Annotated in this window: 17 protein-coding genes; 15 read left to right on the top strand and 2 right to left on the bottom strand. The window is 48.0% G+C overall.

Annotated elements, in window-relative coordinates; genetic code table 11:
• Genes ACESLK_RS05620 through ACESLK_RS05635 form a run of 4 tightly spaced genes read left to right on the top strand, consistent with a single transcriptional unit; the run spans position 1 to position 4,100 of the window.
• Entirely contained in the window at positions 1 to 870 is an 870-nt protein-coding gene (locus ACESLK_RS05620; RefSeq protein WP_372663356.1) for a carbohydrate ABC transporter permease, read from the top strand.
• Positions 871 to 886: 16 nt separating this feature from the next.
• On the top strand, positions 887 to 1,984 hold the full coding sequence (locus tag ACESLK_RS05625) for an alanine racemase (protein WP_372663357.1): 1,098 nt from the start codon (positions 887 to 889) through the stop codon (positions 1,982 to 1,984).
• Between the two features lie 21 nt (positions 1,985 to 2,005).
• Positions 2,006 to 3,619 carry an N-acyl-D-amino-acid deacylase family protein gene (locus ACESLK_RS05630; RefSeq protein ID WP_372663359.1) on the top strand — a complete coding sequence of 538 codons (1,614 nt, stop codon included), beginning with the start codon at positions 2,006 to 2,008 and terminating at the stop codon, positions 3,617 to 3,619.
• A gap of 16 nt (positions 3,620 to 3,635) precedes the next feature.
• Positions 3,636 to 4,100 carry a RidA family protein gene (locus ACESLK_RS05635; RefSeq protein WP_372663361.1) on the top strand — a complete coding sequence of 155 codons (465 nt, stop codon included), beginning with the start codon at positions 3,636 to 3,638 and terminating at the stop codon, positions 4,098 to 4,100.
• An 80-nt stretch (positions 4,101 to 4,180) separates the two neighbouring features.
• Here ACESLK_RS05635 and ACESLK_RS05640 read toward each other — a convergent pair whose 3' ends face one another.
• The gene (locus tag ACESLK_RS05640; protein WP_372663362.1) at positions 4,181 to 4,555 is read right to left on the bottom strand and encodes a hypothetical protein; all 375 of its coding nucleotides are present in this window, start codon (positions 4,553 to 4,555) and stop codon (positions 4,181 to 4,183) included.
• 176 nt (positions 4,556 to 4,731) lie between these two features.
• Here ACESLK_RS05640 and rlmN point away from each other — a divergent pair, with 176 nt between their 5' ends.
• From rlmN to ACESLK_RS05665, 5 genes are all read left to right on the top strand, one after another.
• Positions 4,732 to 5,793 carry a dual-specificity RNA methyltransferase RlmN gene (gene rlmN, locus ACESLK_RS05645; protein ID WP_372663364.1) on the top strand — a complete coding sequence of 354 codons (1,062 nt, stop codon included), beginning with the start codon at positions 4,732 to 4,734 and terminating at the stop codon, positions 5,791 to 5,793.
• A 167-nt stretch (positions 5,794 to 5,960) separates the two neighbouring features.
• Positions 5,961 to 6,491, top strand: coding sequence for a CBO0543 family protein (locus tag ACESLK_RS05650; RefSeq protein WP_372663366.1), 531 nt, complete (start codon positions 5,961 to 5,963; stop codon positions 6,489 to 6,491).
• 84 nt (positions 6,492 to 6,575) lie between these two features.
• A complete protein-coding gene (locus tag ACESLK_RS05655; protein WP_372663368.1) occupies positions 6,576 to 6,848 on the top strand; it encodes a type II toxin-antitoxin system Phd/YefM family antitoxin in 273 nt (90 codons plus the stop codon).
• A complete protein-coding gene (locus tag ACESLK_RS05660) occupies positions 6,832 to 7,158 on the top strand; it encodes a type II toxin-antitoxin system RelE/ParE family toxin (protein WP_372663370.1) in 327 nt (108 codons plus the stop codon). Before ACESLK_RS05655 ends, ACESLK_RS05660 begins: the two co-directional genes overlap by 17 nt.
• A gap of 58 nt (positions 7,159 to 7,216) precedes the next feature.
• Complete coding sequence (locus ACESLK_RS05665; RefSeq protein WP_372663372.1) at positions 7,217 to 7,774, top strand: pyridoxamine 5'-phosphate oxidase family protein; 558 nt, start codon at positions 7,217 to 7,219, stop codon at positions 7,772 to 7,774.
• 64 nt (positions 7,775 to 7,838) lie between these two features.
• Here ACESLK_RS05665 and ACESLK_RS05670 read toward each other — a convergent pair whose 3' ends face one another.
• Positions 7,839 to 8,036 (bottom strand): DUF2524 domain-containing protein, encoded by a 198-nt coding sequence (locus tag ACESLK_RS05670; protein WP_372663374.1) that lies wholly within the window; start codon positions 8,034 to 8,036, stop codon positions 7,839 to 7,841.
• 144 nt (positions 8,037 to 8,180) lie between these two features.
• Between ACESLK_RS05670 and greA the strand changes: the two genes are divergently transcribed.
• The 6 genes from greA (at position 8,181) to ACESLK_RS05700 (ending at position 13,874) form a co-directional block, all read left to right on the top strand.
• Positions 8,181 to 8,660, top strand: coding sequence for a transcription elongation factor GreA (gene greA / locus ACESLK_RS05675; protein WP_372663375.1), 480 nt, complete (start codon positions 8,181 to 8,183; stop codon positions 8,658 to 8,660).
• A gap of 123 nt (positions 8,661 to 8,783) precedes the next feature.
• A complete protein-coding gene (locus ACESLK_RS05680; RefSeq protein WP_372663377.1) occupies positions 8,784 to 9,467 on the top strand; it encodes a FadR/GntR family transcriptional regulator in 684 nt (227 codons plus the stop codon).
• 109 nt (positions 9,468 to 9,576) lie between these two features.
• Positions 9,577 to 10,914, top strand: a complete 1,338-nt coding sequence (locus tag ACESLK_RS05685; protein ID WP_372663379.1) for an ABC transporter substrate-binding protein — start codon at positions 9,577 to 9,579, stop codon at positions 10,912 to 10,914.
• Between the two features lie 67 nt (positions 10,915 to 10,981).
• A complete protein-coding gene (locus tag ACESLK_RS05690; RefSeq protein WP_372663381.1) occupies positions 10,982 to 11,863 on the top strand; it encodes a carbohydrate ABC transporter permease in 882 nt (293 codons plus the stop codon).
• Positions 11,863 to 12,690 (top strand): carbohydrate ABC transporter permease, encoded by an 828-nt coding sequence (locus ACESLK_RS05695; RefSeq protein WP_372663383.1) that lies wholly within the window; start codon positions 11,863 to 11,865, stop codon positions 12,688 to 12,690. Before ACESLK_RS05690 ends, ACESLK_RS05695 begins: the two co-directional genes overlap by 1 nt.
• The gene (locus ACESLK_RS05700) at positions 12,687 to 13,874 is read left to right on the top strand and encodes a trans-sulfuration enzyme family protein (RefSeq protein WP_372663385.1); all 1,188 of its coding nucleotides are present in this window, start codon (positions 12,687 to 12,689) and stop codon (positions 13,872 to 13,874) included. The genes ACESLK_RS05695 and ACESLK_RS05700 overlap by 4 nt, the downstream gene beginning before the upstream one ends.
• The last annotated feature ends 156 nt before the right edge of the window (positions 13,875 to 14,030 follow it).

Genomic DNA, 14,030 nt, shown 5'->3' on the forward strand with positions numbered 1-14,030 from the left:
ATGGATAAAGCGACTGTGGCATACTTGCCTCATCCCGGTAAGCGTCTCGCACTCCGAGTCAGCTCTGTGGTCGTTAAGGCGCTGCTCACCCTATATGCTTTGCTGACGTTATACCCGCTGTATTGGCTCTTCATCAGCGCATTCAAGACTAACCAAGATTTTTTCAACCGGCCGTATGGGCTGCCCGCGCAGTGGATGAAAGAAAATATCGTGCGAGCATGGGATTTGGGTAATATGGGCCGTGCGATGCTGAACTCGACCTTGGTCACGGTGACAGCAGTCATTCTTACCCTTGTTCTCGGGGTGCTGGCGGGTTACGTGTTGTCCAGGTTTCAATTTCGCCTTAAGAAATGGGTCATGTTCGTTTTTCTGCTGGGAATGCTCATTCCGATACACAGCACGCTCGTCCCCTTGTTTCTAGTAATGATGAAAATCGGGATGCTCGATACGTATTGGGCGCTCATTCTGCCCTACACGGCGTTCGAGCTGTCCATCACCATATTTCTTAGCATCGCCTATATGTCCTCGATTCCCCGCGAGATCGAGGAGGCGGCTTTAATCGATGGCAACGGGTGGTGGGGTATTTTCGTAAGGATGATCGTGCCTTTAACTACTCCCGTTATTTCTACCATAGCCATCCTTGCCTTCTTACGTTTTTGGAATGATTTTTCGTTCGCGTTGGTATTTATTAATTCCCAGGAGCTGAAGACGCTTCCGCTCAGCCTGTCGCTATTTTCCGATGGGTTCGGTACCGATTACGGCCTTACGATGGGAGCTATGGCCATTGCTGTCCTTCCGACGCTAGTCGTTTATCTGATATTGCAGGAGCAGGTCATGAAGGGTATGGTTGCAGGCTCCGTTAAAGGATAAAAGCGAGGAGATGGCTATGAATATACATCCGGACACACCTAGCGTCATCGTCGATACGGCGGTCATGAAACGAAATATCGCGGCATTCGCGAAGCTTGCGGAGCTGCGTAAGGTAGCCTTGCGACCGCATGCCAAAACCCATAAGATACCTGAGATCGCCCAGCTTCAATTGGCAACCGGAGCGGTCGGGGTAACGGTGGCTAAGCTGTCCGAAGCCGAGGTAATGGCAGATCATGGAATCGATGATCTGTTCATTGCTTATCCCATTGTTACCGACACGAAGGTTGAGCGGGCTATTAAACTGGGCCAACGGGTAAACCTTATGGTCGGCGTCGATAGTCTACAGGGCGCACTCGGCTTGTCGGCAGCGGCAGTTCGCCATGGAACAACTGTGAAAGTGAGACTTGAGATCGATACAGGGCTTGGCCGTACGGGTGTCCTTTACGATGAGGCTGTAGCACTGGCTTGTCGAATAGTCAGCCTGCCCGGCTTTAAGTTCTGCGGCATTTATACGTTCCGCGGCAATTTTATGCAAGGCAAGCCAACGCTGGATATCCTGAGGGCGGGGGTAGAGGAAGGCGAATTAATGGTTGATCTGGCGGAACGCATCCGAAATGCCGGTGTAGCTGTTCGGGATGTTAGTGTCGGCTCGACCCCCACGGCCGCCTCTGCGGCAACGGTAGAGGGCGTGACGGAAATACGTCCGGGTACCTACGTGTTCCAAGACCGGATGCAGGCTGCGCTCGGCGTATGCAGACTGGAGGACTGCGCAGCGACTGTCCGCGTAACGGTCGTGAGCAGACCTGCTCCTGATCGGATGATCATCGACGGAGGCAGCAAGACATTTGCAACCGATGTGTTGCCCGGCGTACAGCCGCTTAATCTACAAGGCTTCGGGCACCTGAGGGAAGCGCCCCATGCCATCCTGGAACGGTTATCTGAGGAGCATGGCATCGTACGTATTTCGGCGTTTGACCGATTCGAAGCAGGCGATACGTTACATGTTATTCCCAATCATATTTGCAGTACAATCAACCTGCATAACCGGATATACGTTCAGGAGCGGGGAACATACAGATCCGTCACCGTATCCGGAAGAGGTATGGTTACTTAGAAGCGGAAGGAGGCGTGTTGCATGCTCGATACCGTAATCAAAAATGGCAAGATCGTCGATGGGTCCGGTAATCCTTGGTTTTACGGGGATGTCGGCATAGCGTCAGGCGTAATCGTACGCGTGGGGGCGGTTAATGAGGAAGCTCGGCAAATCATCGATGCCGCCGGACAGGTCGTATCGCCAGGGTTTATTGACGGGCACTGTCACTCCGACCTAATGATTCTTAATTATCCGCAGAGCGAAATCAAGCTTAATCAGGGTGTCACGACGGAGGTTATCGGCAATTGCGGCCTTGCGCCAGCTCCGCTGCACTCTCCGCATGAAGCGGCGTTACAGGCGTATGTTAAGCCTATTCTGGGAACAACACCCGATTGGAGCTGGAATAGCGTATCCGGTTATATTCGGAGGCTAGAACAGACGCGGCCTTCCGAGAACCTCTCAACATATGTCGCTCATGGTGCGTTGCGCATCGCGGTAATGGGCTTTGAACGGCGAGCGGCAACGCACGAGGAAATCGAGGAAATGAAAGCGCTGCTGGCGGAAGGAATGAGTGCCGGGGCAATTGGCTTATCGATCGGTCTGCTGTATGCTCCGGGCAGTTACTCATCCGCTGAGGAAATTGCCCAGCTGTGCACCGTGCTTCCGCGATATGGAGGACTGCTCTCTACACACATTCGCGGCGAAGGCAGCAGCTTAATCGCTTCTGTGAAGGAAGTGATCTGGATTGCTCGCGAGGCGGGAGTACCGCTCCATGTCAGTCACCTCAAGGCCGCGGGCAAACGCAACTGGGGGCTCGTAACCCAAGCGATGGAGACGATCGCCGAGGCACGCGCTCAGGGAATGGACGTCACTTGTGATGTCTATCCGTATGCCGCGAGCTCCACGATGCTAGCGACGGTTCTGCCGCCGTGGACGCTTGAAGGCGGCATGGATACTGCGATTGCTCGCTTTCGTGAGCCCTTGCTGAGGAAACGCATCGCGGAAGAGCTAATCCAGGAGCAAGACGATTGGGATAACCTCGTATGCTCAACGGGATGGAACAACGTGGTTCTGTCCTCGGTCGCGACTAAGGGGAACAAAACGCTGGAAGGCCGGAGCATTGCAGCGATCAGCGAGGAACGAGGAGTGGAGCCGGCTGCTTGTGTCATGGATCTTCTGACTGAGGAGAGCGGCGACGTCTCTATCGTCTATTTTCTCATGTCGGATGATGATGTCAGCCAGGTTGTCGCTTGGGATTATTCCCTGGTCGTCTCGGACAGCCTCCATTGCGATACGGGGAAACCGCATCCCCGATTGTATGGGACGTTCCCCCGATTGTTCGCCCATTACGTGCGGGAGCGAAAGCTGCTTTCTCTAGAGCAGGCAGTACGCAAGGTGACTTCGTTTCCCGTGCAACGGTTTAGGCTGGGCAAACGAGGTCTGTTGGTGCCGGGTTACGCGGCTGATATTACGGTGTTTGATCCCGATAATATTCAGGATCGGGCGACTTATCTAGAGCCTAAGCTTACGCCGACAGGTGTCAGTCATGTGTTAGTGGGCGGCGTGGCGACGATGAATAAGGGCGTCCATACGCAGGCAAGAGCAGGTGCTTATTTACCAGCCTCCTCTTGCTGCGGGCATGGATCGCATCATTAATAAGGGAGTGTTGTATATGTCGAATACCGAAGCGAGATTAAAGGATCTGGGCTTGACGTTGCCGGTTCCGGGAGAACCGAAGTTTTCATACCTTCCTTGCAGACGTACCGGGAATTTGCTCTACCTCTCCGGCCAGGACTGCCGCATAAACGATGTTCTGATGTTTGAGGGCAAGCTGGGCGGCGAGCTGACGATTGAGCAGGGACAAGCGGCTGCGCGTCAGGTTATCATTAATTGCCTTGGAGTATTGCATGCTTATTTGGGGGATTTAGATCGTGTAGTCCAAATCGTTAAAATGTTAGGGTTCGTTAACAGCGTGCCCGGCTTTGCCGACCAGCCTTATGTGATGAACGGCGCATCGAATCTGCTAGTCGAGGTATTCGGCGAGAAAGGCAAGCATGCGCGCTCGGCAATCGGGACGAGTGACTTGCCCTTTCATACGCCGGTAGAGATTGAGCTTATTGTGGAAATCCGTGACTAGAGTTAATTGCAATTTCAAATAAAAAGAAGAAAGCGATCCAGGGGTATGCCTGCGATCGTTTTCTTTATCTTGATAGCCTGTTACTGCCGAATGACTAATATGTCGCGCGGCGGCCTGCCCGTACGCCGGATTTCGTTGATTTCAGAATTACTCAGTCTACGACCGACAAGGATCAGCGAGGATGTTACATTGTTGAAGCTAAACAGTGACAGGTTCGATACATTTTGACTGCCGCGGAATACGCGGATAGTCCCTTGGAAATTAATTCGTGAGAAGAGGACCAGTGTCACTTCGTTGCTAGACACCACATTTCTAAGCCGGAAGCTGGAAAGCTCATTGTTGAAACGAAAGGCCCCTAAGTCTCTAATCGCCACTCCACCGCGTCTAAAACGAATACGACGACCGTTGAAGTTGATTCTTGAGAACAACGACAGTCTAACATCACGATTTGCCATACTATCACCTCCTATTGAGAGATACGATAGTATATGAGAGCTTACGTTAATAGGAAATGGACAAGTTGTAAGTCATAAAACCTAACTTTAAGAGAGTAGTATCTTTCTCCTTGTTTATCTAAAAAGATTCTGGGACAATAATATATAGATTGTTAAGCTCGAAAAGAGGGTTACGAATGAATACTGAATCCATATACGGATTAACATTTGAACAACTGGCCGCGTGGCTGACTGAACGGGGACATAAGAAGTCCAGAGCTTTGCAGGTCTGGGATTGGTTATATCGGAAGCGGGTAAAGGATTTTTCTGAAATGAGCGATGTTAACAAAGAGTGCATTCAAGTCATAGCAGACCATTTTGTCATTCACACTTTAAATGAGCATTTGAAGCAAGAGTCGGCTGATGGAACGATTAAGTTCTTGTTCAAGCTGAAGGATGGCAACCTGATCGAGACGGTATTGATGAGACATAAGTTCGGTTTATCGGTGTGCGTTACAACGCAAGTAGGTTGTAATATCGGGTGCAGCTTCTGCGCGAGCGGATTGTTGCCCAAAAGTCGGGACTTATCCAGCGGCGAAATCGTGGAGCAGATCATGAAGGTTCAACATCATCTGGATCAAGCGGGACTTGGTGAGAAAGTGAGTCACGTTGTGGTCATGGGAATTGGCGAGCCATTCGATAATTATAAAAACCTGGTGGATTTCCTGCTGGTCATCAAAGATCAAAAAGGATTAGAAATTGCCGCAAGGCATATTACCGTGTCAACTAGCGGCCTTGCCGATAAAATTGTTGAATTCGCGGATAGCGATCTGAGAGTAAATTTAGCGGTGTCCTTACACGCTCCAAATAATGAGCTTCGTACGCGAATCATGAAGATCAATCGGGCAATTCCAATAGAAAAGCTAATGAAGGCTATTGATTATTATTTGGAGAAAACGAATCGAAGAATTACGTTGGAATACATCCTTCTGAAGGATGTAAATGACCAAAGGGAGCATGCTCTTGAGCTTGCGGAATTGATTGGCGATAGACGTCAGCTCGCTAATGTAAATTTAATACCTTACAATCCCGTGGATGAGCATAGCCAATATCAAAGAACCGACCGGGAAACGGTCAGGGCGTTCTATGATACGTTGAAGAAGCAGGGCGTTAGCTGCAGCGTTCGTCTTGAACATGGCACAGACATCGATGCCGCTTGCGGCCAGCTAAGAAGCAAACAAATAATCAAAGAAGCCTGACGAAACCCCTAGGCAACAAGCTGGCATCGGTATTAAACCGGTGTCAGCTTGTTTAGTTTTCGTTGCGTTGTATCTTCGTACATTATTTCCCTATTTTTGTAAACATTAATTACACGAGAGATTAATGAACAAAACTGACTGCTCTCCTAAGGAGGTCGCAATCATTCGTGGAAATCCTATTTCTTGCTGGAATCGCCGGGTGGATCGTCTGTGCATGGAAATGGGCAGATTGGGGAAAGTTCAGACATTTTCAGGCGAGCATATATGTGTACATCATCGGAGATTTCCTTTACAACATATTAACCGAGGGACGCCATTTATGGAAGTTCGTGTCACCGAATTTCCATATTTCTCACCATATCTTGGTTGCTGTGATCTCATTTGGAGCGGCCCCCTTTGCCATCATGCTTTTTCTGTCACGCTACCCGGAAAAAAAGACGGTCAAACGGCAGGTTTTATATATCGCACTATGGGTAGCAATCTATACATCACACGAGTGGATCGCGCTCCAGGCAGGAATATTCCGGCATGATTACGGCTGGAATTTGTGGTGGTCGCTGCTCCTCAACAGTATAGCTTTCCCGTTTATTCGGCTTCATTACAAAAAACCGGTTGCAGCTATATTTGTTTTTTTGTTTTGCACCATCATGTTCAGCATATGGTTCGATGTTCAACTTTTTTCCGAACAGGGTAAGTGAATCGCAACTTATCGAGTGACATGAGTGACATTAAAATGATAATATAAAGTTAGAATAAAGGTAGAGATCAGGAGGGGTTAATTAATGAATATCAAGCCGTCAACGACGATTCGGCAAGATTATAATGGTTTTTCGAAGTACTGCCATGAACTTGATGAACCGGTAATGATTACGCGTAACGGGGAAGCTGACCTTGTTGTCATGAGTCATGAAACATTTCGGCGTATGGAGGCGCGGGTTAAACTGCAATCCAAGTTGTTGGTCGCAGAGAAACAAGTTGCTGAAAGTGCTTCATTAATTGATCACGATGAAGTAATTGCTAACATGCGGAGGAAGATAAATGCCGCCAAGAGTTAAAATCAAATATACTCCTGCGGCAGTTGACGATATGGATGAGATTTTTTCGTACATATCACAGGACAATGTTTCAGCTGCGGAAGTCATATTGGTTAAGCTTGACGATCAAATCGGCAAGCTAGGCGAATTTCCCAATATAGGATCCGTTTTGTCAGAGGATGAATATACGCTTGTACAACGCGGGTACCGCTTTATTGTAGTTCATCCTTTTTTGGTTTTTTATAAAATAACAGATAACGTTGTCATTATCTATAGAATCTTGCATGGACGACGAGATTATTTACGCGAGCTATTTACAATAAGAAATTAGAGGCTAACCCAGAAGTCGAAGACTTTCGGGACGGCCTCTCTTCAGGAGGACATACGAAATGGGAAAACAATTTGCGGCCATGCTGCCTGAACACGAGGAGTTTATTCGCCGGCAACACTTGTTTTTCGTAGGGTCGGCGCCGCTTTCGGAGGAAGGGCATGTTAATGTTTCACCCAAGGGACATGACTCCTTTCGGATCTTATCCGAGAATCGTGTGGCCTACCTGGATATGACCGGAAGCGGCAACGAGACAAGCGCGCACATTCACGAGAACGGGAGAGTCACGGTGATGTTTTGCGCCTTTGAAGGACCGCCAAACATCCTAAGACTTTACGGAACAGGAACCGTCGTATTGCCCGGTTCATCAGAGTGGGAGTCGTTGTATCCTCTCTTTACACCGCTTCCGGGTGCAAGGCAGATCATTACCATTGACGTTCATAAAGTCCAGACTTCTTGCGGATATTCGATCCCCTTTATGACTTACGAAGACGAGCGAGAGACGCTGCAACGCTGGTCGGTTCAGAAGGGCGAAGAAGGACTTAAACAGTACAGACAGGAGAAAAACTCTGCCAGTATCGATGGGTTGCCAACTCCGCTCGGAGAGATGAATGGGTGATTACGGAAAATAAAAAAGGCACCATCGTCACCGCTTAATTAGGGTAAGGATGGTGCTTTGGCGTTTAATCTGATTCGATTAGTTGGTTAATATCGCATTTGTTCAGGATAAACGAGATTTGATTCTCGAGCCGGTTGATGGCTTGCTGCGATTTCGGGTTTTCGGGGTGTTTTCCTTGAAGAGCTGCGAGCTCCTGCTTGAGCTGATGAAGATCTTCCCCCGCATTAGCGCAGTTGTAATTGCTCTCGAGATTATCCAGCATGTCGAATCCTCCATTCAATAGGGTGCACTCCCCTATTATGGAGAATTTCGCTTTGGTTAATCAGTGTGTTAGGATTACCCATTAACATTTTTCATAGGATATAGGCTAGAATAGAGTAATTAAAAGCAAATAGGAGCTGTAAATATGTCTAAAGAAGAAGTGATTTTAACAAAAGAGGGTTTGGCCAAACTGCAAGCTGAGCTTGATGATCTTAAATACGTTAAACGCAAGGAGCTAGCCGCCCGGATTAAATTAGCGATTAGTTACGGGGATCTTAAGGAGAACAGCGAGTATCATTCGGCCAAGAATGACCAGTCGTTTATGGAGACTCGCATTATCATACTGGAGAAGATGCTGAACAAGGCCCGGGTGGTAGACTCGGATAGCTTAGATATTACAAAGGTCCAGATTGGCTCCGTTGCCGTTCTGAATGACATCGAATTTTCCGAGAAAATCGAATACCAAATCGTAGGTCCTGCAGAAGCAGATGTACTGGAAAATAAAATATCCTACGAGAGTCCTCTGGGTAAGGAACTCTTAGGAAAAACAGTGGGCAGTGTGGTGAGTGTTGTCGCACCAATGGGCGTCGTAAAATATGAACTGCTCGAAGTAAGGGCCATATAATTAAATCTTAGACTAAAAAGCTGAGTCATTTTCCTGCAACGATTTTATTTGACATCCCAAGGCTGATCGTTTAGAATTCGCCTATCAGATAGGTGGCAAGGTAAAGGGGCGAGCAAGCAAAAGATGAGAAAAATACAAAAAATACTGGTCCACGAATTGGTGTCGCAAGAAATTCAAAATTATATCCAGGAGAAAGAATTACAGGAAGGCGATAAGCTTCCATCCGTTGAGGAGATGACTCAAATGTTTGGAGTCGGACGTTCATCCTTGCGGGAGGCACTGCGGTATCTTGAAGCGGTTGACATCGTTCGTGTTGAGAATGGGAAAGGAATCTTCGTCCGGGATGTCGATACGTTCCGCTTCTCCGGCAAAGTGAAGGTCGAGAGAGAGCGTAATTTCTTGTTGAATACTCTGGAAGTCCGCAAGGCGTTGGAAGGTCAAGCTGTGGTGCTGGCATCAAAGCGGATCACGGAGAAGCAGATCAAGGAAGTGGAGAGCTGTCTGAAGGAGTACCGGATACTGAAAGAGCAGAACAAGGATACGTCCCGAGTTGATTTGGCATTCCATCGCCACATTATTAAGGCAGCGGATAACCCTGTGCTCGAAACCGTGATGGATGCCATCTCCGGCTTGTACGAGAAGTTTTTCAACGATCCGCTTGGTGACAAGCAGCTTTTCGATGAGACGTACCCTTTTCATATTACGATGTTTGATGCGATCGCCTCGCATGACACGGAACGGGCCGTAGAAGAATTCAATAAAATGATGAACTGCATTGAGAGTAAAATAAGAACTTTCCAATTGTAAGCGTAGTCGATATGAATTTTCTTTGTTGACAGAATACAGCATTTTCAAATAGAATTTAACCTATCAGACAGGATGACTGTATGATACATATTAAAGGGGGCGTTAATCCATGAAAGGTCCTAGAAAAATGCTGGCTCCAATGCTCACGGTATTGATGGCAATTGGACTGCTGGCGGGATGCGGCAGCAACGATGACAATAACAGCACTGCTAGTGGAGCAACCGGTAATGATGTTAAGGGTGAGAAGATTACACTTCGTATGATTGAAAGCTTGACCAGTCCGAAGAGGACGGAATTAATCCAAGCTATGCTAACTAAGTTCGAGTCCGAGAATCCGAACATTAAAGTGGATTTTATTTCACCCCCCTTTGATCAAGCAGACAACAAGATCAGAACAATGCTGGGATCGAGCGAGGAGCTCGATATTATGGAGGTACGGGACTTAAACGTGGCTGAGTTCGTTAATAACGGCTATGTAGAACCGCTAAACTCATATACCGAGAAATGGGATGATTTTGCTACTGTAAGCTCCGTTTCGAAATCAGTCGGAACGGTTGCGGACAAATTATATTTTATACCGAACGGCCTTTATCAGAGACAGATGTTTTATCGGTCGGACTGGTTCGAAGAGAAGGGCTTGAAGCCACCGACAACCTGGCAGGAGCTATATGAAACCGGCAAGCAATTAACGGACCCGGCGAAAAACCGTTTCGGCTTCTCCTTTCGCGGTGCAGGCGGATCCAACGGTACCACGGATGCGATGATCCTTGCTTACAATGGAGCTAATGTCAATGTAGAGGATTCTATGTTCACAACAGACGGCGCAACGGTTTATTCCACGCCGGAAGCCAAAGCGGCCATGGAGCTATATTTGAAAATCTACAAAGAAACCTCTCCCCCGGATTCCATTAACTGGGGCTTCCAGGAGCAGGTACAGGCATTCACTTCCGGGGTCACCGCTATTCTTCTGCAGGATCCGGATGTTATCCAATCACTGCAAGAGAAGATGGAAGAAGGGACATGGGCAACGGCTCCATTGCAAACCGGTCCGACCGGAAAGGCTCTATTCTCTGCAGGGGGCGCCGGCTGGGGAATCTCGTCCAAATCCAAGCATAAAGAAGAAGCCTGGAAGCTGATCGCTTTCCTCTCAAGTCCTGAGGTGAATACGGGATTCTCGAAGGACTTCGGCCTAATTCCGATTCATACCAGCGCAACCGAAGATGAATTCTTCAAAACAGGTCCTTACAAAACATTAATCGATATGTCCAACAAGCCGGATATGTTCGTTAACGCCAAGCCGCCATTCGAGTATCCGGGAACAGGGCAATGGGGACAGGTAGCCATGGAATCCGGGCAGGCGCTCCTGTTAGGCCAGGTCAGTCTAGAGGAAACGCTCAAGAAGTGGGACGCCTTCTGGGTAGATCAAAAGGCTAAAGTGAAAAAGTAAAGATCACAGAAGTCGTGATGGGTGGCGGACGCTGCCCATCACCATTTTTTGTCCAAGGCGGTGTGGTATGAAGCATCAACGGCTATTTATTCTATCGGGGCTGATCCCCGCCCTGCTGCTTGTGCTTGGGTTCACTTATTTTCCCTTTCTCAGAGGAATCTTGATGGCTTTTCAGGAATATAAGCTTTTTGATTTGCGCAATGTCCATTTCGTAGGGTTCGACAATTTTACTGCGGCATTTAAGGATCCCAAATTTCTGATGGCTTTGCAGAATAGCGCCTATTGGGTGTTCTTCTCGCTCGTACTGCAGTTTCTCCTCGGCTTGACGCTTGCCCTGTTGTTAAAGAAACAGTTTAAGGGGAGAGGGATCTATCAAGGCTTAGTATTCTACTCTTGGGCCTTGTCCGGCTTTCTGATCGGAATGATCTGGAAATGGATGTTCAATTCCCAAATTGGTGTCATTAATGATTTGCTGCTGCGTTTGGGAATCATTCACGAAAGAATTGGATTCCTATCCGATCCCAAATGGGCTATGATTTCTGTGATTATCGCAAATGTATGGTACGGTATTGCTTTCTTCGCGATAATGCTCCTTGCTGCCTTGCAGTCTGTGCCTTCCGAGCTCTATGAAGCGGCGGACATGGATGGCGCGAGCGGGATCCGCAAATTATGGAATGTGACATTGCCCTATATCATGCCGACAATAATCGCCACAACGCTGTTAAGAGCGATTTGGATATTCAACGACCCTACGATAATCTATGGCTTAACGAACGGCGGCCCCGCGGGCAGCACGCACATCTTGTCCTCATTGATGCTGGACAAAATCATCTATTCCGGAGATTATGGTGCCGCTTCGGCGATCGGAATCATCATGATCATCATTCTGCTGCTGTATACGATTTTCTTTCTATCGGTTACTAAGGCTGAGAAAGCGGGGGATTTCTGATGAAGGCGCGAGCTTTTGGCCTGTCTAAATTCATCTACTTAGCCTTACATCTGCTAGTGATGATTTTCCCCCTTTATTGGATCGTAATCACGTCGCTCAAGCCGCAAAAGGATATTTTCTCATTCCCGCTAAAGTATTTTCCGGAGCGGTTTACTCTGGATAATTACGTTAATATTTTCAAGATATCCAAATTTCATGTTTATATAGGCAATAGCTTGCTAGTGGCGATAACATCTGCCATCATCGTGCTCGTTATCGCGATATTGAGCGCGTACGTACTGGCGAGATTCACCTTCCGGGGACATAAGCAGATTATGCTCGCCTTTTTTGCAACCCAGATGCTGCCGGGCTTTGTTGCGCTTGCACCCTTATATCTCATGATGAGCAGCATGAATTTGATTAATAACCGTCTGTCTCTGGTCCTTATGTATACGGTCATTCTGATCCCTTTCTCCACTATTATGCTGCGCGGATTTTTCCAACGCATTCCTGCGAGTCTAGAGGAGGCCGCCATGATCGACGGATGCTCAAGGTGGTCTGCGTTAGTGCGGATTATCATCCCCGTTATGCTGCCGGGAATCGCATCCACCTTTATTTTCGCATTTGTGCAGAACTGGAATGAGCTGTTTCTGGCAGTTATGTTTATCGACAACGATTACCTCAAGACACTGCCGGTAGCCATGAACTCTTTCATTCTTAAATTCGATGTAGATTGGGGAGCGATGTCGGCGGGTGCGGTCCTATCGATCATACCGACTATTCTTTTATTTGCGTTTGCCCAGAGGTTCATCGTAGAAGGTCTAACACAAGGAGCAGAAAAAGGATGAATAACATCGAAAAAGATACAGTCACTAGAAAAGAGAACCGCGAGAAGCAGTTCACTAAGACGGCTTTTGATCCTTTTGATACTAGGCATCACGGCGCTATCCAAGTGCCGATCTATCAGAACAGTTTATTCGCGTTCGATAGCTATGACCAGTTCGATCAAGCGATGAGCGAGCTGCTCAATCATCACGTTTATTCACGGGGAAACAATCCTACCGTTCAATATCTGGAACAGAAGCTTGCGGAGCTGGAAGAAGCTGAGTCGGCCAAATGCTTTGCTTCCGGGATGGCAGCCATCTCATCGGCAATTCTGTCCGTTGTCGGGCATGGGGACCATATTATTTGCGTCCATCAGGCATACGGTCCGACGAGAGAATTCCTTGGTTCCTACTTAAGCCGTTTCGGTGTGGAAACCACGTTCATTGACGGCAGATCGATCGAGCAGTGGAGTGGCGCGGTGCGTCCTAATACGAAGCTTCTTTATCTGGAGAGTCCGACAACCTCGTTCTTTGGATTGCAGGATCTCCGGATGTGCGCAGAGTTAGCCCGCAGTATCGGGGCTTTAACCATCGTCGATAATTCTTGGGCGACACCGTGCTTCCAGAATCCGTTAACGTTCGGAATTGACTTGGTGGTGCATTCCATTACCAAATATATCGGCGGTCACAGTGATTGCGTCGGCGGTGTCGTACTAGGCTCGAAGGCGCTGATAGAACGAATTGGCTATACGGAATATATGCTGCTCGGCGGCATCATGACCCCGCAGACTGCGGCACTCGTATCCAAGGGGCTTCGCACGCTCCCCTTGCGCATGCAAAGACATGAGGATAGTGGATTACAGGTGGCGGAGTATATCGGCAGGCAAGATTTCGTCAGTCGGGTTAACCATCCGGGGCTGCCTTCCCATCCCCAGTATGAGCTCGGTTTGCGTCAAATGTCGGGCTCAAGCAGTCTGTTTTCCTTTGTATCAGATGTGCCTGTAGAGAGATGGAAGGAATGGGCAGGTAGGCTGCGGTATTTCAAAATCGGCGTTAGCTGGGGCGGCTTCGAGAGTCTGGTGACTGTTAACCGCATCGAGCGGGAAAACGACGACGGACTAGAGGCATCCCTTATAAGGCTCTATGTGGGTATGGAGAATCCAAAGGATTTAATCGCGGATTTGGAGCAATCTTGGAGTCATTTATAAAGGAAAAAACACTAAAGCGCTAATTGGTGTTTTTTTTGGCATTCAAGAAAGTTTATAGTTCCGAGGGGTAGGGCTACTCTATATCAGAGATTAGTTTTATTTCTACCGCTAATGGATTCAAAAAAACGATTGAAAGAGCAAATAGTGGGAAAAGTA

Origin of the sequence: Cohnella sp. (assembly GCF_041640265.1) — a bacterium.
Classification (GTDB): Bacteria; Bacillota; Bacilli; order Paenibacillales; family Paenibacillaceae; genus Cohnella.

Coding starts and splice junctions, on each gene's coding strand:
- ACESLK_RS05620 (WP_372663356.1), top strand. CDS start 1: ATGGATAAAGCGACTGTGGCATACTTGCCTCATCCCGGTAAGCGTCTC.
- ACESLK_RS05625 (WP_372663357.1), top strand. CDS start 887: ATGAATATACATCCGGACACACCTAGCGTCATCGTCGATACGGCGGTC.
- ACESLK_RS05630 (WP_372663359.1), top strand. CDS start 2,006: ATGCTCGATACCGTAATCAAAAATGGCAAGATCGTCGATGGGTCCGGT.
- ACESLK_RS05635 (WP_372663361.1), top strand. CDS start 3,636: ATGTCGAATACCGAAGCGAGATTAAAGGATCTGGGCTTGACGTTGCCG.
- ACESLK_RS05640 (WP_372663362.1), bottom strand. CDS start 4,555: ATGGCAAATCGTGATGTTAGACTGTCGTTGTTCTCAAGAATCAACTTC.
- rlmN (WP_372663364.1), top strand. CDS start 4,732: ATGAATACTGAATCCATATACGGATTAACATTTGAACAACTGGCCGCG.
- ACESLK_RS05655 (WP_372663368.1), top strand. CDS start 6,576: ATGAATATCAAGCCGTCAACGACGATTCGGCAAGATTATAATGGTTTT.
- ACESLK_RS05660 (WP_372663370.1), top strand. CDS start 6,832: ATGCCGCCAAGAGTTAAAATCAAATATACTCCTGCGGCAGTTGACGAT.
- ACESLK_RS05665 (WP_372663372.1), top strand. CDS start 7,217: ATGGGAAAACAATTTGCGGCCATGCTGCCTGAACACGAGGAGTTTATT.
- ACESLK_RS05670 (WP_372663374.1), bottom strand. CDS start 8,036: ATGCTGGATAATCTCGAGAGCAATTACAACTGCGCTAATGCGGGGGAA.
- greA (WP_372663375.1), top strand. CDS start 8,181: ATGTCTAAAGAAGAAGTGATTTTAACAAAAGAGGGTTTGGCCAAACTG.
- ACESLK_RS05680 (WP_372663377.1), top strand. CDS start 8,784: ATGAGAAAAATACAAAAAATACTGGTCCACGAATTGGTGTCGCAAGAA.
- ACESLK_RS05685 (WP_372663379.1), top strand. CDS start 9,577: ATGAAAGGTCCTAGAAAAATGCTGGCTCCAATGCTCACGGTATTGATG.
- ACESLK_RS05690 (WP_372663381.1), top strand. CDS start 10,982: ATGAAGCATCAACGGCTATTTATTCTATCGGGGCTGATCCCCGCCCTG.
- ACESLK_RS05695 (WP_372663383.1), top strand. CDS start 11,863: ATGAAGGCGCGAGCTTTTGGCCTGTCTAAATTCATCTACTTAGCCTTA.
- ACESLK_RS05700 (WP_372663385.1), top strand. CDS start 12,687: ATGAATAACATCGAAAAAGATACAGTCACTAGAAAAGAGAACCGCGAG.